20 protein-coding genes are annotated in these 19,056 nt (G+C 57.6%); 17 read left to right on the forward strand and 3 right to left on the reverse strand.

Translation table 11 applies throughout. The features are described 5' to 3' along the window. Nucleotides 1-252: 252 nt before the first annotated feature. The 3 genes from ACR0C9_RS00295 to ACR0C9_RS00305 all read right to left on the reverse strand — a co-directional run bounded on the left by ACR0C9_RS00295 (nt 253) and on the right by ACR0C9_RS00305 (nt 2,407). Nucleotides 253-390 (reverse strand): hypothetical protein, encoded by a 138-nt coding sequence (locus ACR0C9_RS00295; RefSeq protein ID WP_170452947.1) that lies wholly within the window; start codon nt 388-390, stop codon nt 253-255. Nucleotides 391-521: 131 nt separating this feature from the next. After that, the gene (locus tag ACR0C9_RS00300; protein WP_170622733.1) at nt 522-1,406 is read right to left on the reverse strand and encodes an amidohydrolase family protein; all 885 of its coding nucleotides are present in this window, start codon (nt 1,404-1,406) and stop codon (nt 522-524) included. Further along, nucleotides 1,403-2,407, reverse strand: coding sequence for an ester cyclase (locus ACR0C9_RS00305; protein ID WP_170622734.1), 1,005 nt, complete (start codon nt 2,405-2,407; stop codon nt 1,403-1,405). The genes ACR0C9_RS00300 and ACR0C9_RS00305 overlap by 4 nt, the downstream gene beginning before the upstream one ends. A 106-nt stretch (nt 2,408-2,513) precedes the next feature. On the opposite strand from ACR0C9_RS00305, the gene ACR0C9_RS00310 reads away from it, so the two are divergent. From ACR0C9_RS00310 to ACR0C9_RS00390, 17 genes are all read left to right on the forward strand, one after another. Next, nucleotides 2,514-3,560, forward strand: coding sequence for an ABC transporter ATP-binding protein (locus tag ACR0C9_RS00310; protein WP_480780121.1), 1,047 nt, complete (start codon nt 2,514-2,516; stop codon nt 3,558-3,560). A gap of 95 nt (nt 3,561-3,655) precedes the next feature. Further along, nucleotides 3,656-4,909, forward strand: a complete 1,254-nt coding sequence (locus ACR0C9_RS00315; protein ID WP_170452936.1) for an extracellular solute-binding protein — start codon at nt 3,656-3,658, stop codon at nt 4,907-4,909. Nucleotides 4,910-4,976: 67 nt separating this feature from the next. After that, nucleotides 4,977-6,008 carry a carbohydrate ABC transporter permease gene (locus tag ACR0C9_RS00320; RefSeq protein WP_170521514.1) on the forward strand — a complete coding sequence of 344 codons (1,032 nt, stop codon included), beginning with the start codon at nt 4,977-4,979 and terminating at the stop codon, nt 6,006-6,008. Between the two features lie 9 nt (nt 6,009-6,017). After that, nucleotides 6,018-6,899 carry a carbohydrate ABC transporter permease gene (locus ACR0C9_RS00325; protein WP_170452930.1) on the forward strand — a complete coding sequence of 294 codons (882 nt, stop codon included), beginning with the start codon at nt 6,018-6,020 and terminating at the stop codon, nt 6,897-6,899. Nucleotides 6,900-7,034: 135 nt separating this feature from the next. Then, nucleotides 7,035-7,565: an ester cyclase gene (locus ACR0C9_RS00330; RefSeq protein ID WP_480780122.1), complete on the forward strand. Its 531-nt coding sequence runs from the start codon at nt 7,035-7,037 to the stop codon at nt 7,563-7,565. Between the two features lie 11 nt (nt 7,566-7,576). After that, nucleotides 7,577-8,908 (forward strand): histidinol dehydrogenase, encoded by a 1,332-nt coding sequence (hisD, locus tag ACR0C9_RS00335; RefSeq protein ID WP_480780123.1) that lies wholly within the window; start codon nt 7,577-7,579, stop codon nt 8,906-8,908. Next, the gene (locus ACR0C9_RS00340) at nt 8,905-9,957 is read left to right on the forward strand and encodes an ester cyclase (protein ID WP_170452922.1); all 1,053 of its coding nucleotides are present in this window, start codon (nt 8,905-8,907) and stop codon (nt 9,955-9,957) included. The genes hisD and ACR0C9_RS00340 overlap by 4 nt, the downstream gene beginning before the upstream one ends. Before the next feature lies 1 nt (nt 9,958). Then, on the forward strand, nt 9,959-10,726 hold the full coding sequence (locus ACR0C9_RS00345) for an SDR family oxidoreductase (RefSeq protein ID WP_170521527.1): 768 nt from the start codon (nt 9,959-9,961) through the stop codon (nt 10,724-10,726). Beyond that, complete coding sequence (locus ACR0C9_RS00350) at nt 10,726-11,745, forward strand: LacI family DNA-binding transcriptional regulator (RefSeq protein WP_170622750.1); 1,020 nt, start codon at nt 10,726-10,728, stop codon at nt 11,743-11,745. Before ACR0C9_RS00345 ends, ACR0C9_RS00350 begins: the two co-directional genes overlap by 1 nt. Continuing rightward, nucleotides 11,742-12,716, forward strand: coding sequence for a nuclear transport factor 2 family protein (locus ACR0C9_RS00355; RefSeq protein WP_480780124.1), 975 nt, complete (start codon nt 11,742-11,744; stop codon nt 12,714-12,716). The genes ACR0C9_RS00350 and ACR0C9_RS00355 overlap by 4 nt, the downstream gene beginning before the upstream one ends. A gap of 13 nt (nt 12,717-12,729) precedes the next feature. Next, complete coding sequence (locus ACR0C9_RS00360; protein ID WP_170449316.1) at nt 12,730-12,870, forward strand: hypothetical protein; 141 nt, start codon at nt 12,730-12,732, stop codon at nt 12,868-12,870. Further along, nucleotides 12,867-13,826, forward strand: a complete 960-nt coding sequence (locus ACR0C9_RS00365) for a cupin domain-containing protein (protein WP_170452910.1) — start codon at nt 12,867-12,869, stop codon at nt 13,824-13,826. Before ACR0C9_RS00360 ends, ACR0C9_RS00365 begins: the two co-directional genes overlap by 4 nt. Then, on the forward strand, nt 13,823-14,425 hold the full coding sequence (locus tag ACR0C9_RS00370) for a class I SAM-dependent methyltransferase (RefSeq protein WP_170452909.1): 603 nt from the start codon (nt 13,823-13,825) through the stop codon (nt 14,423-14,425). Before ACR0C9_RS00365 ends, ACR0C9_RS00370 begins: the two co-directional genes overlap by 4 nt. A 12-nt stretch (nt 14,426-14,437) precedes the next feature. After that, complete coding sequence (locus tag ACR0C9_RS00375) at nt 14,438-15,562, forward strand: cobalamin-independent methionine synthase II family protein (protein WP_480780125.1); 1,125 nt, start codon at nt 14,438-14,440, stop codon at nt 15,560-15,562. Continuing rightward, nucleotides 15,559-16,254: an alpha/beta fold hydrolase gene (locus ACR0C9_RS00380; protein WP_480780126.1), complete on the forward strand. Its 696-nt coding sequence runs from the start codon at nt 15,559-15,561 to the stop codon at nt 16,252-16,254. The genes ACR0C9_RS00375 and ACR0C9_RS00380 overlap by 4 nt, the downstream gene beginning before the upstream one ends. After that, a complete protein-coding gene (locus tag ACR0C9_RS00385) occupies nt 16,251-16,946 on the forward strand; it encodes an RraA family protein (protein WP_170452900.1) in 696 nt (231 codons plus the stop codon). The genes ACR0C9_RS00380 and ACR0C9_RS00385 overlap by 4 nt, the downstream gene beginning before the upstream one ends. Before the next feature lie 175 nt (nt 16,947-17,121). Then, nucleotides 17,122-19,017, forward strand: coding sequence for an adenylate/guanylate cyclase domain-containing protein (locus tag ACR0C9_RS00390; protein WP_480780127.1), 1,896 nt, complete (start codon nt 17,122-17,124; stop codon nt 19,015-19,017). The last annotated feature ends 39 nt before the right edge of the window (nt 19,018-19,056 follow it).

A 19,056-nucleotide genomic window follows, 5' to 3' on the forward strand; every position in this document is an offset into this window, starting at 1 on the left:
GCGCACAAATTATGATGATATTGGTTTCAGGATACCCACTCTCAGAGCTAGGCTCTTTGGAATTCAATTTCATTGAAATACCTCGACCCGTTAACGGATAAAGTTCAAGCTAATAGACACTCTTGAGTCACTAATTCATTGATTTCCGGGTAACGTGTTGTTTGGAAATTAAAAAAATAGCGACAACGTTGGGGTATCGGCTTGTCCGGCTTGGGGCGAATAGCCGTAGGTGACCGGCACGATACTGCACGATCAAAGCTCGAAAGTGATCTGTATTTTCGAAGCCTTGAAGACCTGAGTGTAACACAGAATCTCGCGCGCCCAGCTGTAGTCGAGCGCAAAGGATCGCCCTCGATTGACAGGGTCGGACACTGCTGGATTCTGTTGCATTTTGCAGCATCCAGTAGTTTGGGTGCTGAGCCTAGCCGTTGGGATTGACCTGAACAGACTTGAAATATGTCCGCCGCAAAGCCTGCTGGCTCTGACCTGCTTCCAGATCTTCAACGCACCCGCTAACCGCTCTAAGAAGTACCAAATCGATAAAACCGTTCCGCGGTTTCGCGAAATACTGCTGACTTGGCCTGATCTGGGATCAGATCGCGGAAGGCTTTCATCAGTGTTGCATAGTCACTGTAAAGGCTGTCGACCGGAAAGTTCGACCCGAACATCACTCGGTTCATTCCGAACTGCGCGAGGCAAATATCAATGATCGGACGAATGCTCTGGACTGACCAACTGTGATCAAACATGCCCAGACCGGACAACTTGCATGTTATGTGGGGCAGCTCTGACAATGCCCGCAGATCATCAGCCCATTGGTCCAAACCGTCAGCGCTCCGGTCATGAGGGGAGCCCGCGTGGCATAGCGCTATCTGCGTGTCCGGGGCTTGCGCAAGGATGTGGGCGGTTTTTGCGTAAAGCTCGGGGATGAGTTGCAAATCAAAGCTCAGCCCGCGGCGCCCTGCCTCCTGCAATCCTACGAGAAAGCGGGGGTCGTCCAACAGGGCATTAGTGCCGGTCCGGGCATCCTCGCCCGGTGCACGCCCGACGATCTGGCGCACGCCGCGCACTGTGTTTAGGTGTTGGAACGCGTCGAGTTGGTCGGGCAGATCCGGTGCGGTGAGATCACAGAAAACGACCTGCGCCATTGGCCAATCGGGATTGGCATCGGCAACAGATTGAACCCAGCGGGCCTCGGCCAGGCCGTCTTCAGCGCCGACCTGAATGTGAACCGAGGCGCGAATGCCGTTGGCTTTTGCGTCGGACCGGAATTCATCCAGTAAGTAGTTTCTTTGAATTGGCGTCGGATCCCCGAAAAAGCGCTTTACCCCGCGGGCCATCAGCCAGGGGTAGTGAACCGCCCCGAGATCCCAAAGATGGTGATGGGCGTCGATCCATCCGGTCATGTGCGCGGCACCTCTTGCATGCGTTCAAGAATATCGATGCCTTGCTGCTTCCAGAAATGCAGCAGATCGATGAAGATCCAGTTTTCGGCCAGCTTGTCCCCGGCGCGGCGGTAGATGTCGATGACGCGGAACTCACCCGCCTTGTCTGTGGCGGGCATGCCCATGAAACCGCCGGTGGGCCGTGCGGTGAAATTGGGCCATCCGAAGAACCCCCCGTAATGCCCCTCGGCCATGCGGCAGATATGTTTGGTCTTTGACCGGTCCGTGAACCCGGCCCGGAATGGCCCGGCATGCTGCTTGGCATATCGCTTGATCGTGTAGGTCGCGCCGATGCCGGTCGGTCCCCACCACAGCATGTCTTCGTGCCATGTGCGCCGCAGTTCATCCTCAAGGCTCAGACCGCTGTTCCATTGGCCGAGATCTGCGATCATCGCGTTGATTGCGGCAAGGGTCTTTTGCCCTTCTTCAGGAGGCTGCGGTTCGAAAATCAACCCGTCATGGGTCATGGGGCCGGGCTGAACAAGCTGCGCTGCCGTTTGCGGTGGAAAGGGCCGCAAACCAGCTTGCAGCATCAGATGCGGTATGTCGAAATACATGGCTGTCTCGGTGATCTGCCCGTTTTCGACCCTGTTGAATTCGCAATACCGCAGAAACGCCAGTTTGCCGGTCGGTGGGATGCCCAGCCAGGGCGCGTCGAACAACCCCATCAAATGCCCCATCGAGACAACCCAGACCGATGAGAATTCATCAATCTCGTTGGCCCCGGCCATAAAGATATCCTGCCGTCTTTGCAGGTTTTTCAGGGCGGCCTTCAAAGGGGTCCAGAAGGTGCGCGCGACCTCTGCTGCGTTGTGAATTTCGTCGAAGGGATGAAAGCCTCGCCATATGCGATTCGAGCCGTAGAACTCGGCCAAAACGCTGCTTTCAGTCCCCGGTTCGGCAGTGTCCAGCTTGGCGTAGAAGTTTCTTATGACTTGTTTTTCCGCCGAAAAATCTGGCATGTGAAGGCGCTCCCTGCATACGATTGCAAAAAAATCTTGCCAAAATGCCGCAGTTAAGTCTACCGTAATTGCAAGCGTATGCAAAAAAATCTGACGGGAGGGGCTGATGGCCGAGATTCAATTGCGGAATGTTGGCAAGCGATGGGGTTCGTTTGTCGGCGTCGACAATTTCGATCTGACCATAGCTGACAAGGAATTCCTTGTATTGTTGGGGCCCTCGGGCTGCGGCAAGACCACGACCATGCGGATGATCGCAGGTTTGGAAGATGCCAGCGAAGGCGACATTCTGGTCGACGGGGTGCGCGTCAACGATATGGAGCCCAAGGACCGCGACGTAGCGATGGTGTTCCAGTCCTACGCGCTCTACCCGAATATGAACGTCTACGAAAACATCCGATTTCCGCTGAAAGTACGCGGCATTGACCCGTCGACCCATGACGACAAGGTGCGCCGCGCGTCGGCTATGGTCGAACTTGATGATTTTCTGCATCGCAAACCGGCGGAACTGTCCGGTGGTCAGCGTCAGCGCGTCGCCCTGGCGCGCGCAATTGTGCGCGAGCCGAATGTCTTCCTGATGGACGAGCCGCTTTCGAACCTAGACGCCAAGCTGCGGGTTTCCACGCGCGCTCAGATCAAGAACCTGAGCCACGAGCTTGCGGTGACAACCATCTACGTAACGCATGACCAGATCGAGGCGATGACCCTTGCTGATCGTGTGGTCGTTATGAAGAAGGGCGTCGTGCAGCAAGTGGGCAGCCCGACCGAGATTTACGACACGCCTGCCAACACATTTGTCGCCAGCTTCATCGGCAACCCGGCGATGAACCTGATGGAAGGCGAGGTGCGCAACGGTGTTTTTGTCACGAAGAACGTGGAAATTCCTGGCGTGCAAGCGCCCGAGGGCCCGCTGACACTGGGGTTCCGCGCAGAAGATGCCACGCTTGCGGAGAACGGGCAGGGGCAAATCAATGCTCCGATCTATACCCAGGAGTTGCTGGGCGACGCGACGATGATCTCGGTTCGCGTTGGTGGCGCGCTGGTTTCCGTGAAGGCCGACAAGAATTTCCGGGCTGAAATTGACGACATGGTGTCGATCTCGGTGCCGGTCGAGATTTGCCATCTGTTTGACGGCCAAACCGGCGAACGGATCTGAAAGTAGCCCCGTAAATCACCGGGGATCAGCCTCGGGACCAGAACTTTGTGCGCGACAGGGGCGCGCACGACACTTCAGAGAAACAGGGAGATGAGATGTTTCTGAAAAAGCTAGCTACCGTAACCACTTTCGTCGGATTGATGGGTTCGGCTGCATATGCGGCGAACTGCGGTCCCGAAGGTCAATCCATCCGAATTCTGGCCAGTGATTTTCCGGCCATCCATGCCGTTGCAGGCACAGCCGAGGAAAACTGTGCAGGTGGGGCGTCCGAGTTTTCGACCAACCACACAACCGAAGCGCGCCAGATCATGAACGCGGCCCTGACGCCGAACCCTTCTGAATACACGTCGGTCATTCTGGCCAATTCGACACTGACCCAGCTGATGAATGACGGTCTGGTGCGTCCGCTGAACGATTTGGTTGAAAAGTATGGCGAAAATATCTCGCCCAACCTTCTGATCACCATCGATGGCAACGTCATGGCTGTGGCCTTCATGGCCAACTCGCAGCACCTGTTCTCGCGTACGGACATTCTGGAGCAGGCAGGTTTTGACGGTATTCCCGCAACCTACGAAGAAGTCCTTGAAGCCGCCGAAATGATCCGCGCCGCCGGTATCATGGAACATCCGATCGTGATGAACCTGAGCGCCGGTGACGGCGGCTGGAACCTCGCTGAGGTGTTCAACATGATCTACCTCGGGCATGGCGGCGAGTTCTTTGAGCCGGGCACAGCCGAGCCAGCAATCAACAACGAACAAGGTCTGGCCACGCTGGCAACCATGAAGGCGCTGGCAGAATACGCGCACCCCGATCACCTGACGCATGCGTCCAACGAGACGCAAGGCCTGTGGGAAGCCGGTCAGGCAGCTTTGGGCGTCATGTGGGGCTCGCGCGGTGCGCCAATTCTGGACGACGAAGGATCCTCGGAAGAGGTGACGTCGAACACGGTACTGTCTGCAGCACCGACTGTTGGCGGCGGTTCGATCCCTGCTGCGACCCTGTGGTGGGATGGCATTTCGATTGCCTCGAACGTGTCGGATGAAGAGGCCGAGGCAACCTTTGCGGCATTGGTCAGCGCGCTGACACCGGAGATGGTGGCGGCAAACAACGATGATGCCGTCTGGCTGCTGAATGGCTATCAGCCTGGACCAGCCGCAGCTGGTGTTTCGGCGACGGCGCAAGGCGGTGCAAAACCGTATCCGATGATCCCGCAGATCGGCATTCTGCATGCCGCGCTTGGCAAGGAATTGTCAGACTTCCTGAAGGGTGACGAGTCTGCTGAGCAAGCGCTTTCGGATGTCGAAGCGTCCTACCGGACGTCGGCCAAAGAGGCTGGCTTCCTCCAGTAAATCTCCCCGACTTGAGGGGGCTGTCACGGCCCCCTCTCTTTCTCGAATTTAGATCGGGACGCATGTTATGAAACACCGCACCTTCTTCTGGTTTGTTCTGCCGACACTGTCAGCGATGATCTTGTTCATCGCGCTGCCGATCGTGTCAGTGTTTATCCAGTCGCTTTTTGTCGAACACGAGCAGGTTCTGGTCGTCTCGGAAAGTTGCGGTCCGTTTGGATGTAACCCGACGACAACAGTCGATACGGAAGCGACCGAGAAGCTGCGGGAAGAACAACCGCTGGGTCGTTTCAACGGTCTGGGCACGTATTTCGACCGGTCACATCTTGCGCTCGCCGACATTGGCGAGGCATGGGCGACCTCAGACAGCTTGGGTGAGTTCTGGTCGAAGGTTTACAACCTGCCATTTTACAACGCCCTGACCTTCACGCTGGCCTATACCTTCATTGTAACGCCTCTGGTCTTGGTTCTGGGTTTGGCGATTGCGGTTGGAGTGAACAACCTGCCACGCGCATTGAAGGGCCTTGCGATCTTCATTTCCCTTTTGCCATTCCTCGTAACCCCACTGGTTGGTTCCTTGATCCTGTTCTGGATGGTCGACGGTGATGGGGTGATCGGGGCAACAATTCAACGGCTTTTCAATGATCCAACCCTCAGCCTGAAGGCATCCACGCCGCTGATGTGGATCATGTTGATGGTGTATGGTGTCTGGCACACCCTGCCATTCAGCTTCATCACCTTCTACGCCGGGCTTCAGACGGTGCCCGAAGACACGATGGAAGCGGCGCAGATCGACGGTGCCAGCAAATGGCAAAGCATGATCCATGTGGTTGTGCCGCATCTGATGCCGCTGGTTTCGTTTGTGACCCTGATGATGATCATGGACAACCTGCGTGTCTTTGAACCCATCGTCAGCTTCAAGGCCGAGGCCCATGCGCGCTCGCTCAGCTGGATCATTTTCAACGACCTGCGCGAAAGCGGCAATCCGCTTTACGCCTCGGCTGGCGCGACCTCGCTGATCACCATCATCATCGTGGTCATTCTGATGATGCCGGTGCTGGTGCGCACATGGCGCGACTTCACCCGTAAATCTCACTGAGGACACGACATGGCGACCAAAGCACAATCCCGCATGACCCCGCTAAAGCTGTTCTCATACACCTTTGTGGCGTTCTGGCTGATCATCGCAGCGTTCCCTTTCTTCTGGACCTTCTGGGGCAGTTTCAAGGTTCAGGCTGACTTCCTGTCGAAAGCCGACTGGATGAACGCGCTGCGCGGCACAAACACTATCGAGCAAACCGGAAGCGCCTTTACCGGTGCAGGCTATTACGGCGCGTGGATCGAGGAAGATTTCTGGTTCAACTTCAAGAACACCGGCATCGTTGTCTTCTTCACTGTGGTCATCTCGCTGACCTTCGGAACATTGGGCGGCTACGCATTGGCCCGGTCCGGTTTCCGCTATGCGTTCTGGATCCTGATGGCGGCGTTGGTATTCCGCGCCATGCCGCATATCACGCTGGTTTCAGGCTATCTGCTGTGGTTCTTCGAATGGAACGTCTGGGGCATTCTGCCAACGACCATCATCGTTCTCGTGGCGATCAACCAGCCCTTTACCCTGTGGATGCTGCACTCGTTCTTCAAGAATATCCCCAAGGACATGGACGAAAGCGCCATGGTCGACGGCTGCACCCGGTTTCAGGCTTTCCGGCACGTGATCGTACCGGTCATGTGGCCCGGCGTGATCACCACCGGTCTGTTCAGTTTCCTGCTGGCCTACAACGACTTTACCGTGGCCGTGATGCTCTTGAGTGAAGAGAATGAGACCATCATTCCCGCCATCAACAGCTTCATGGGCACCACTCAGGTTGAAGGCAAGGTCATGTACGCGGTTGCTGCCGTGGTTTCTGCCACCGCTCCGCTGTTTGTCCTGATCCTGTTCTTCCAGCGCCAGATCGTCAGCGGTCTGACCGCCGGAGCGGTAAAGGGCTAGTGAGCTCCGCCGCCAGACATAACGCCGTTGCGCGCCACCCGGCGCTCAACCGGATGCCAAGGGATTTTCTGACGGCCGACTAACCCTCCCCGTCCATACAGAAAACCCCTTGGTAACCATAAAAGGAAGAGAAAGATGAAGGGCTCCCGCCCCGAACAGGCCGTGCTGACACGCGACACGGACATGAGCAAAACCGACCAGACTCGCGCGGTGATCGAAGGGATGGTCGATGGTTTGAACGACCACCGCATTGACGACATTGGCGAGTTCTTCTCGCAGGGCTTCCGCTGGATGGGCAATCAGGGATGTGGCACCAAAACCGGCCTGCAACAGTTTCAGGACAACTGGCAACGCCCGTTTCAGGCGGCGTTTTCGGACAAGACCTGCATTGATGAGGCCCGCCTTTACATGGGCGAATGGGCCGCCGCATTCGGTCGCCAGGAAGCCACCCATTCAGGCGAATTTCTGGGGATCGCCCCAACCGGCAAGCGGGTCGAAATCCGCTACATGGACTTCTGGAAAGTTGTCGACGGCAAGATCGTCGACAATTGGGTGAATGTCGATTTCGCTCATGTCGCCGCACAGCTGGGCGTGGACGTCTTCAACGGCGAAGGCTGGGAAACATTCGACCGGGGCGAGAAAACGCCGCCCCGGCCCGCAAACTGAGGATCAGGATAATGGCAATCGAATATCTGAAACGCGGCAAACCCGAGGCCGACAGGGCCGAAGATGATGCCAAGACCCGCGCTGTCGTCGAGGCGACCCTGAAAGACATCGAAGCGCGTGGGGATACGGCTGTGCGCGAATTGTCGGAGAAATTCGACAACTACTCACCCGAAAGCTATCGCCTGAGCCAGCAACAGATCGACGATCTGATCGCATCGCTGTCTGAACGGGAACTGGAGGATATCAAGTTCGCGCAAGCGCAGGTGATGAATTTCGCCCAGTCTCAGCGCGATTCAATGCTGGACATCGAAGTGGAGACTTTGCCCGGAGTGATCCTGGGGCATAAGAACATCCCGGTTCAGTCTGTGGGCTGCTACGTTCCTGGCGGCAAGTTCCCGATGGTGGCGTCGGCGCATATGTCCGTCGCGACGGCCAAGGTTGCCGGTGTCCCACGCATCATCTCCTGCACCCCGCCGTTTCAGGGCAAGCCCAATGCCGCTGTCATCGCGGCGATGCATTTGGGCGGCGCGCATGAGATCTACGTGATGGGCGGCATTCAGGCTGTGGGCGCCTTGGCCATCGGAACGGAAACGATCGAGCCCGTGCACATGTTGGTCGGTCCCGGCAACGCTTTTGTTGCGGAAGCCAAGCGGCAACTCTTTGGCCGTGTCGGCATCGACCTGTTTGCCGGTCCGACCGAGACCATGGTCATCGCAGATGAAACTGCCGCAGATGCCGAGCTTTGTGCCACCGATCTGCTGGGTCAGGCCGAGCATGGGTATAACAGCCCCTGTGTTCTGCTAACCAACTCGCGCAAACTGGCCGAGGACACCTTAGCCGAGATCGACCGTATTCTGGGCATCCTGCCAACCTCGGACACGGCCCGCGTCAGTTGGGATGAATATGGTGAGGTGATTGTCTGCGACACGTATGAAGAGATGTTGAAAGTGGCCGATGACATCGCGTCCGAGCATGTGCAGATCATGACCGACCGCGACGATTGGTTCCTTGAGAACATGACCTGCTATGGCGCGCTGTTCCTGGGGCCGCGAACGAATGTGGCCAATGGTGACAAGGTGATCGGCACCAACCACACGCTGCCCACCAAGAAAGCCGGGCGTTATACTGGTGGTCTTTGGGTCGGTAAATTCCTGAAAACGCACAGTTATCAAAAGGTTCTGACGGATGAAGCCGCAACGATGATCGGCGAGTTCGGGTCGCGCCTGTGTATGCTCGAAGGTTTCGTTGGCCATGCTGAGCAGTGCAATATCCGGGTGCGTCGCTATGGCGGCATCAATGTTCCCTATGGCGAAGGTGCGCCTTATCGAGAGGCGGCGGAATGAGCGATATCCATTCGGCGAACAAGGCACTGATCGCGCCGCTTCGGGCCGCGATGTATGACTTTGACGACGTCCGTGTTCAGGCGGCGCTGAAGGGCGTGATCGCCGCCGACGCCGTCATCCATATGCCGCATCCCTTCGGTGATCTGACCGGTCCGCAGGAACTCTATGACACCTGCTATGCGCCCCTGCTGAAAGCCATGCCCGACCTTGAACGACGGGATTGGATCGTGATGGGCGGCACAACCGAACATGGCGATGACTGGATCGGGTGCGGCGGTCATTACTACGGCACCTTGGTCGCCCCGTGGCTGGACATTCCGCCAACCGGGCACCTGACCCATATGCGGTATCACGAATTCTATCGCGTCGTGGATGGGCAAGTGGTCGAGATTCAGACGCTCTGGGATATCCCCGAAGTTATGATGCAGGCCAAAGCCTGGCCCATGGCGCCGTCCTTGGGTCTGGAGTTCTGTATTCCAGGCCCTGCCACCTTAGACGGAATTGTGCCGGGCCCGTGGGATGAGGCCAAATCTCAGGCGTCCTGCGCCCATATCGTTGAAATGCTGGAACACCTCAAGAAACACCCAAGCCAGGGTGGCCCTGAGGTGATGGAGATGCCAAAATTCTGGCATCCTCGCATGAACTGGTATGGCCCCGCAGGGATCGGCACCGGGCGCGGCATTGCAGGGTTCCGCAATTGGCATCAGATCCCATTCCTGAACGGGATGCCGGATCGCGGCAAATACGTGGACGACATCACCTATCATTTCTTCGGGGATGCTGAATACGCCGCCGTGACCGGCTGGCCGAACATGATCCAGACGGTGACCCATGACGGTTGGATGGGCATTGCGCCATCTGGCAAGCGGATCACCATGCGCAGCCTTGATTTCTGGCGCTTGGAGAATGGTCTGATCCGTGAAAACTGGGTTTTGGTCGACCTGCTGGACGCCTACCGGCAACTGGGCGTAGATGTCTTTGCCCGGCTGCGTGAATTCAACAAGGTACGCGTACAGGGCGAGATTCCATTCCCGGTCGGCGAGGTTTGATATGCCCCAATTCCCCAGCACCCCCAGTTTCAGTTTAAGCGGCAAGCGCGCTTTGGTTGCGGGGGCATCCTCTGGCATCGGCATGGCCTGTGCCGTGGCGCTGGCGGAACACGGGGCAGAGGTGACATTAGCAGCGCGCCGGACCGGCGCGCTGCAAGACATAGCCGCTGAAATGCAGGCGCGTGGCTGGCAGGCCAATGTGCTGGAGTTGGATGTGTCGGATATCGAGGCGACGGCGCAGGCAGTGGCACAAAGCGGCCCGTTTGATGTTCTTTTGAACTCAGCCGGGTTGGCGCGTCACAGCAAGGCTGTGGACACGCGCCCCGAGGATTTTGATGCCGTCATGGATGTGAATGTCCGGGGTGCGTATTTTCTGACTCAGGCCGTGGCAAGGGGGTTGTTGGAGGCCGGGCGGTCAGGATCGCTGATCAATATCTCCAGCCAGATGGGCCATGTCGGCGGGCGCGAGCGTGCGGTCTATTGCGCCTCGAAGTTTGCTGTCGAAGGCTTCACCAAAGCCATGGCTCTGGAATTCGGCCCGGAGAAAATTCGTGTCAACACAATCTGCCCGACCTTCATTTTGACCGATCTGACGCGCCCAACCTTTGAAGACCCTGACAAACGCGCCTGGATTCTGGACAAGATCAAGCTGGGCCGACCGGGTGAGATCGAAGACATCATGGGCGCGGTTGTCTATCTGGCCTCTGACGCCTCGGCGCTGGTCACGGGCACCTCCATGCTGGTGGACGGAGGTTGGACGGCGGACTGATGGCAATACAGAAGGTCACATCGATGGACGTTGCGCGGTTGGCCGGAGTAAGCCAATCGGCGGTCAGTCGTGTTTTCACCCCCGGCGCATCGGCTTCCAAAAAGACCATTCAAAAGGTCCGCAAAGCGGCAGAGGAGTTGGGCTATCGTCCAAATGTTCTGGCCCGGGCTGTGGTGTCGGGCAGAAGCCGGATCATTGGCCTTGTGGTCGCCTATCTGAACAATCAGTTCTACCCCGAGGCGCTGGAAAAACTGACCAACGCGTTGCAGGAACGCGGCTATCACGTCTTGATCTTCATGGCCTCGAACTCAGCTCAGAATATCGACAAGGTTGTCGAAGAAATTCTTGATTTTCAGGTGGATGGGATCATTGCGGCGTCGGTTGCATTGTCATCGGACCTTTCCGATCGGTGCCGCGCTGCCGGTGTGCCGATGGTACTGTTTAACCGGGCGCAGGATGACCCGGCCATGTCATCGGTCACCTCGGACAACACGGCGGGCGGCCGCAAAGTGGCCGAGTTCCTGCTGGCCGCCGGACACAAGAAAATCGGCTACATCGCCGGATGGGAAGGTGCATCGACACAGCGTGATCGCGAAGCAGGTTTTACGGCGGCTCTGCACGCAGCCGGCGTAGAACTGCATTCCCGCGAGGTTGGCAATTTCGGAACCGAAAAGGCGCAGGAAGCGGCCCGCAGGATGTTCGCCTCGGATCCGCCCGAAGCGGTCTTTGTTGCCAACGATCACATGGCCATCGCTGTGATGGACACGCTCAGGTTTGAGCTGGGTCTGAGGATACCCGAGGACGTGTCCGTTGTGGGGTATGACGACGTAACCGTTGCAGCCTGGCCCAGCTACGACCTGACCACCGTCCGACAACCCGCAAACCGCATGGTGTCTGAAACCGTGGACATCTTGCTGAGTAAAATCGATGACCCGCGCAGGGGTCCCCGACGATTAGAGATTGATGGGCCGCTGATCATCCGAGGCTCTGCCCGCATACCTGAAGGATGGAAAACATGAAGGGATTTGACCCCAAATTCAAAGACTTTCCCGATTACATCATCGGGATCACCAAAGAGATTTGGGAAGATCGCGGAATTGCCACGCTGCATGATTACTATGCGCCGGACATTGTCGTGCGTTCGCCCGGGTCGGTGGTTGTCGGCAATCAGGGGGTAATAGCGGCCACGATGGCGACGCTGGCCGAGTTTCCGGATCGAACGCTGTTGGGCGAAGACGTGATCTGGTCGGGCACACCGGAAGAGGGCATGCTGTCGTCGCACCGCCTGCTGTCCACGGCAACGCATTTGGGCGGCGGTGTTTATGGCAAGGCGACTGGCAAAAAACTTGTTTACCGAATTCTGGCCGACTGCCACGCTATCAACAACCAGATCAACGACGAATGGCTGATCCGTGACCAGAGCGCGATCGTGCAGCAGATGGGTTGGGACCCCAAGGATTACACCCGCGACCTGATTGCGCGAGAGGGCGGTCCGGACGCCTGTGTTCAACCCTACACGCCCGCAAACGATCAGCCTGGTCCTTATAAAGGCCATGGCAATGACAGCGAATGGGGTCAGAAATATGCGGACATCCTGACCCGGATCATGAATGCCGATATGGGCGTGATCGAGGCAGAGTATGACCGCGCCGTCCTGTCAGAATATCCCGGCGGCACCACAGGTCATAGCTGGGGGCCTGTGGATCGGTTCTGGATGGGCCTGCGTGCCTCTTTCCCGAATGCAGAATTCAAAATCCAGCACCAGATTGGTCGCGACGACCCGATGATGCCGCCGCGTGCCGCGCTTCGTTGGACGTTGCACGGCAAACACGATGGGTGGGGTGTCTTCGGTGTACCAACCGGAGCCGAGGTTTTTGTGCTTGGCATCAGCCATGCCGAATTCGGTCCGTGGGGCCTGCGCCGCGAATACACGCTGTTCGATGAAACATCTGTCTGGAAACAGATCCTGTTGAAGACCGGTGATCTTTAAGATGGCCTGTCTTATGTCAAATCTGGATGCCGGGCAGGCGATGCGGCGGTTCCACGCCCATCGGGCCAGCCTGCGCGCCCGGCGGCTGAACAACCGTCCTCCGGGCTTTGGGGTTGAGATCGTTGTACCCCAAACACAAGGAAAATTGACATGAGCACCATTCAACAACGCATCGTCCGCTACGGCGAACTGAAACCCTGCAAAACCGCGTTTATCGACGCCCACACACCGGGCAGCGATCAGAAAGAGAACTTTACCATCATCGGCGGTGGGGTGTCCGAATCTCCGGATCAGCATGTGCACATCACCGACAAGATCGGGTTCAATATCGGCGCTGCCGGGCAACCTCCGAAATGCCGCAACTCTTTGCACAGCCACACCACGGCCGAGGTGTTCTTTGTCGCCAAAGGCCGCTGGCGGTTCTTCTGGGGCCGCTATGGCACGGCTGGTGAGTTCATTGCCGAAGAAGGTGACATCTTCAACATCCCCACCGGTATCTTTCGTGGCTTTGAAAATGTCGGTCAGGACTACGGCATGATCATGTCGATCCTCGGCGGCGATGATGCGGGCGGCGGCGTCACATGGGCACCGCAGGTGATCGAAGACGCGCAGGCGCATGGTCTGATGCTGGGCGACAACGGCGTTCTTTATGATTCCAAGAAAGGGCAGGAGCTGCCGCACAATGTGCGCCCGATGCCTTTGCTGACCGAAGACCAACTGAAGACGTATCCCGAGGTTCCGGTTGAGGATGTGGTTGGCAAATACGTGGCCCGGTACTGGGATCTGATGGCATTGTCGTCCAATAAGCCAGCCGTGGTTATTGGCGAGGATGGCTTGATCAAGGACAGACCGGGTTTTGAGGTCGATTTCCTTGGGCGGGGCTCTTGCGTAGCAGACGCGACCGAAACTGAGAAACCCGTGGTGTTAATGCCAGCCAGCGGCCATTGGCGTGTCACTGTCGACGGCTACGAAACCACTTTGTCCGTTGGAGACACCGCTTTGGTTCTGCCCGGTGAATCCTATCGCGTTGTTCCATCGATGACCGGGCAGGCGGGCCTGTACCGGATCACCGCAACCGATGACCCGGCAGGAGCGACCTGGACAGGATGAAAGCAGATCCCAATGACACACACGACGTTTACGAGCGGCAGGCGAGCGAATACGACAAGCGCCGCTCGAAGGCTTTGTTCGAGGCGCGCTGGCTGGCGCGCTTTACGGCCAGCCTGAAGCCCGGCGATCATGTGTTGGATTTGGGCTGCGGCACCGGCGACCCTATAGCGCGCTGGTTCATGGCCGAAGGTTTCGCCGTCACCGGCGTCGATTTTTCCGAGGCGATGCTGGCCTTGGCGCGGGACCGCTGGCCCGATGGCGATTGGCGCAAAGCCGACATGCGGGATTTCGAGCTGGACCAGCAGTTTGACGGCATCATCGCGTGGAACAGTTTTTTTCATCTGACAGCAGATGAGCAGAAGGGTTGCATCGCGCGTATGGCGCGCCATTTGCGGCCCGGTGGAATGCTGATGCTGACCGTCGGTCCACGTGCGGGTGAGGTCAGCGGCACGGTAGGAGCCGAGCGCGTATATCACGCCTCGCTGTCCCCGGCAGGCTATGCCGTGTGTCTGGAAGAAAACAGGCTGCACCTGACCGGATTTCTGGCCGAAGACCCCGAAACCCAAAGCCACACAGTCCTGATGGCACGAAAACTGTAAGGAGAGGCCCCAATGACCGTAAAAACCACCCATGTCGGGTCTCTGCCCCGCACGCAGGAGGTCGTGGATTTCATCTTCGCCCGTGAAAACAATGAACCCTACGACGCGGGGGCCTTTGACGCCTGTATGGCGGATGCCGTGTCCGAGACGGTGCGCAAACAGGTTGAAGCCGGGGTCGATATTGTCAGCGATGGGGAGACCTCGAAAATCTCCTACGCAACTTATGTCAAAGACCGCTACACCGGCTTTTCGGGTGACAGCCCGCGCAATGCGCCTGCGGATCTGAAGATGTTTCCGGGTTTCTTGCAACGCTTGGCAGATGATGGTGGCACGCCGCAATATGCGCGGCCCATGTGCACGGATGAGGTTCGCTCAAAAGGGCAGGGTGAGCTGGAGAAGGACATCGCCAACCTCAAAGCCGCCATGGCGCAACACAGGGCCGAACGGGGTTTTATGAATGCGGCCTCGCCCGGTGTCATTTCGCTGTTCCTGCAGAATGATTTCTACCCCACGCGCGAGGCGTATCTGGCCGCGTTGGCCGATGCCATGAAGGAAGAATACGAAACCATCGTGGCGGCAGGTCTGGACCTTCAGCTGGATTGCCCGGATCTGGCACTGTCCCGGCATATGCTGTTCACCGATCTGTCTGATGACGAGTTCGTCATGATCGCCAACATGCATGTCGAGGCCCTGAACCACGCGCTGCAGAACGTGCCTGCCGAGAAAGTTCGCGTGCATATCTGTTGGGGTAATTACGAAGGCCCGCATTGCTGCGATATTGCGATGGACAAGGTGTTCAGCACCCTGATGGCGACCAAATCGCGCTATGTCCTGTTCGAAACGTCAAACCCCCGCCACGCGCATGAGTGGACGGTGTTTCAGGATCGCAAGGTCGAGATTCCAGATGACAAGATTCTGGTGCCGGGCGTGGTCGATACCACCACCAATTTCGTTGAACATCCCGAACTTGTGGCCCAACGGATCGAACGGTTCACCGGGATCGTGGGCGTGGATCGTGTCATCGCCGGCAGCGATTGCGGCTTTGGCACATTTGCGGGCTTTGGCGCGGTTGATCCTCAGATCGCTTATGCCAAGCTGGCGGCGTTGTCAGACGGGGCCAAGTTGACCGCATCATGACTCCGTTGATCCTGTTGCCCGGCATGATGTGCGATGCGCGCCTTTTCGGCCCGCAGATTCAGGCGCTGTCGGGTCGAATGCCGGTAATGACCTTTCCACTTGGCCAGCATGACAGCGTCCAAGTTCTGGCGGCAGACATTATGAGAAACGCGCCGCCTGTTTTTGCGCTTTTGGGCCTTTCGATGGGTGGGATTGTCGCGATGGAGGTGGTGCGTCAGGCCCCTGAACGCGTGTCGCACCTTGCGCTGCTCGATACCAACCCGCTTGCTGAAACCCCCGAGGTAAAGGCCCGCCGCGCACCCCAGATGACTGCTGTGCGCGAAGGGCGCTTGTGGCACGTCATGCGGGACGAAATGAAGCCCAACTATCTGGCAGACGGACCAAGGCAGGGGGCCGTTCTTGACCTGTGCATGGCGATGGCGACCGATCTGGGGCCGGACGTATTTCTGCGTCAATCGCGGGCCCTGATGGATCGCCCTGATCAATGCGATACCCTGTCTGCCTATGCAGGCAAAACTCTGGTTCTGTGCGGTCAGGATGACGGGCTTTGCCCCGTAGAACGCCATGAACTGATGCACCGCCTTCTGGCTAACAGCACGCTCGAAATCATTTCCGGCGCAGGCCATCTGCCCACCCTCGAAAAACCCGATGAAACCACAGCCGCAATCTCGCGCTGGTTGGAGAACCTATGAAACCGTCCCTTTTGTCTTTGCTTCGCAAGGTTGATACCCCCACGGTCTGCAATGCCATCGAAGTGGCACAAGGCCAGCGCGGTTTCGACCGTTTCACGCGCGGCACCATGCACTGCTCGGCCCCCGAAGAACCACCTATTGTGGGGTACGCACGGACTGCAAAAATCGCCGCCGTCAATCCGCCCGCCGAACCGCCCGAGACCATCAGGGCGCGGCGCATGGCCTATTACAGATACATGGCCGAAGCACCGTCGCCGTCCGTCGCGGTGATCGAGGATCTGGACTACCCCGATTGCATCGGTGCCTATTGGGGCGAGATCAACACGACGGTCCACAAAGGTTTCGGCCTTTCGGGGGCGCTGACCAACGGGGTGATGCGTGACCTCGGCGATCTTCCGCAAGGCTTCCCGGTGGTTGCCGGGTCGGTCGGCCCAAGCCACGGCTTTGTCCATGTGCGCGAGCTCGACACTCCGGTCTCGGTTTTTGGCCTGAAGGTCAATCCCGGCGATCTGATCCATGCTGACCGTCACGGCGCGCTGGTGGTGCCCGAAGACGTCGCGGGCCAACTGGAAGCCGCGATCCAAAAGCTGCTGACGACCGAGCGCATTGTCCTGGACGCGGCCAGCCAGCCGGGATTTGATTTTGAAGCTTTCGAAACCGCGTGGTCTGAATTCGAATCCGCCCGAACCTGACAGCTGATTGCTGATAGGATCCTTCAGTTGCTGACCTCGGCCGTGAGTGACAGGCTGTCGCTAAGGCCGCGTGACCCCGAAACAACTACGCTATGAAGCCCTGCATTTCTAAGACCGTTGGGCAAAGTGGAATTCCTTATCGTTCTTCCTTAACCTGCACTAAGGGAGGCCCATGGTGAAACGTCGACTCACGGTCATACTTGCAATCGATGTAGTGGGCTATTCCCGCCTCATGGGAAAAAACGAGACGGGAACACTAAACGCGCTCAAAGCGCATCGCTCGGAATTAATTGATCCAAAGGCCGTTCAGTATGGCGGGCGAACGATCAAGCTGATGGGCGACGGTGCGTTGATGGAATTTGCCAGCGTTGTCGATGCGGTCCGATTTGCCGTCGAAATACAGTGCGCCATGTCCGATAGGAATTCGGACGTTCCCGTTGGCGACCGAATAGAATTTCGTATCGGCATCAACGTCGGTGACGTGATTGATGAGAGCGGGGACATTTTCGGCGACGGTGTAAACCTGGCTGCAAGGATCGAGAGCCTCGCCCAAGCCGGCGGAGTCTGCGTTCACCGCAACGTCTTCAGTCAGGTCCGCGGAAAACTGGATCTGGATTTCGAGGATCTGGGCGGGATCACGGTCAAGAATATCGAACAGCCTGTTCCGGTGTTTCGCCTGGACCTGAACGAGAAAGCGGCAAAGCTAGTATCTTCGGTCAAAACCGCAAAACCTGACCGAAAACCCTTTGCCGTGCGGACGGCTGCCATTGCCTTTTTTGCTTTGGCTCTTGTCGCCGGATTTGTCGCTTGGCGTTTCATAACACCGGATTTTCAGCCGGTAGCAACGGCAGAAATGGAACATCCACTGCCGGACAAGCCTTCGATTGCCGTGCTGCCGTTCAGCGACGTAAGTCAGGGTGCCGACAAGGGCTACCTTAGCGACGCAATCAGTGAAGAGATCATTGCCAAGCTTTCCCGGTTCCCCGAGTTTTTTGTCATCGCCCGAAACTCGAGCTTCTTTTACCGAGACAAATCGGCAGATATTCGTGAAATCGCCAAAGAACTTGGCGTTCGGTACGTACTGGAAGGCAGCCAGCAAAAGTTCGGCGACAAGCTTCGCGTGAATGCAACCCTTATTGACGCGGCGGCTGGCAATGCAATTTGGACTGAAACCTATGATCGCGATTTGACGGATATCTTTGCGCTGCAGGATGAAATTACCCGAACAATTGTTGCAACGCTGGAACAGAACCTTGATCTTGCCGAATTCGACCGATTGCTGCGCCAGTCCACTCAAAGCCACGGAGCGTATGAACTTGTTTATCTAAGCCGCGCCGAACGTTTCAAATTCACGCCGGCTGGTAATCAAGATGCCAAGCGGTTGGCTGAAGAGGCTATCAAACTGGACCCCGACTATTCCGTTGCATATTTCAGCCTTGCCTGGGTGCATATCAATTGTGATCGGTGGGGATGGTGTGCTGACCGGCCACGAGACCAAGCTCTGGACCTCGCCTTTGCGGCGGCTCGCAAAGCTGTTGAACTTGATCCCGACAGTTCTCTGGCGCACTGGGTTCTTGCGCACGCGTTTATGCAGGCCAACGATCTTGAGCAATCCGAAAGAGAGTACGACCGCGCCATAGCGCTTAATCCGAACTCGGCGGGTGTGCTGGCGGGCTCGGTCGAAACGCTGGTATATCTTGGCCGCGCGACCGAGGCCGTCGAAAGGCTTCAAACCGCGATCCGGCTGAATCCCCATCATCCGGACTGGTATCTGTGGAGCCTCGCTTGGGCGCAGTATTTCACCGGTGAGTATGAAGCCGGGTTAGACGCGATCGATCGGATGACAAACATTCCCAATCTGGCGCGCCGAACACAGGCGGCGCTGTATGTCCGGTTGGGGCGGCTGGACGAGGCCAAAGCCTCGATAGACACGCTGTTGGAAAATCAACCTGGCTATACGATTGAGGATCAACGCCACAGTCTTAAGGGCAAATTCCGGGATCAGGGCATTCCGGATCGCTTTATCGACGATTTGCGGACTGCCGGATTGCCGGACCGACCCGCCGATTGATCGCCTTCGGGCTGTATTTGACCTGAATGATTGCCTTTT

This window comes from Ruegeria sp. C12, from assembly GCF_056537745.1.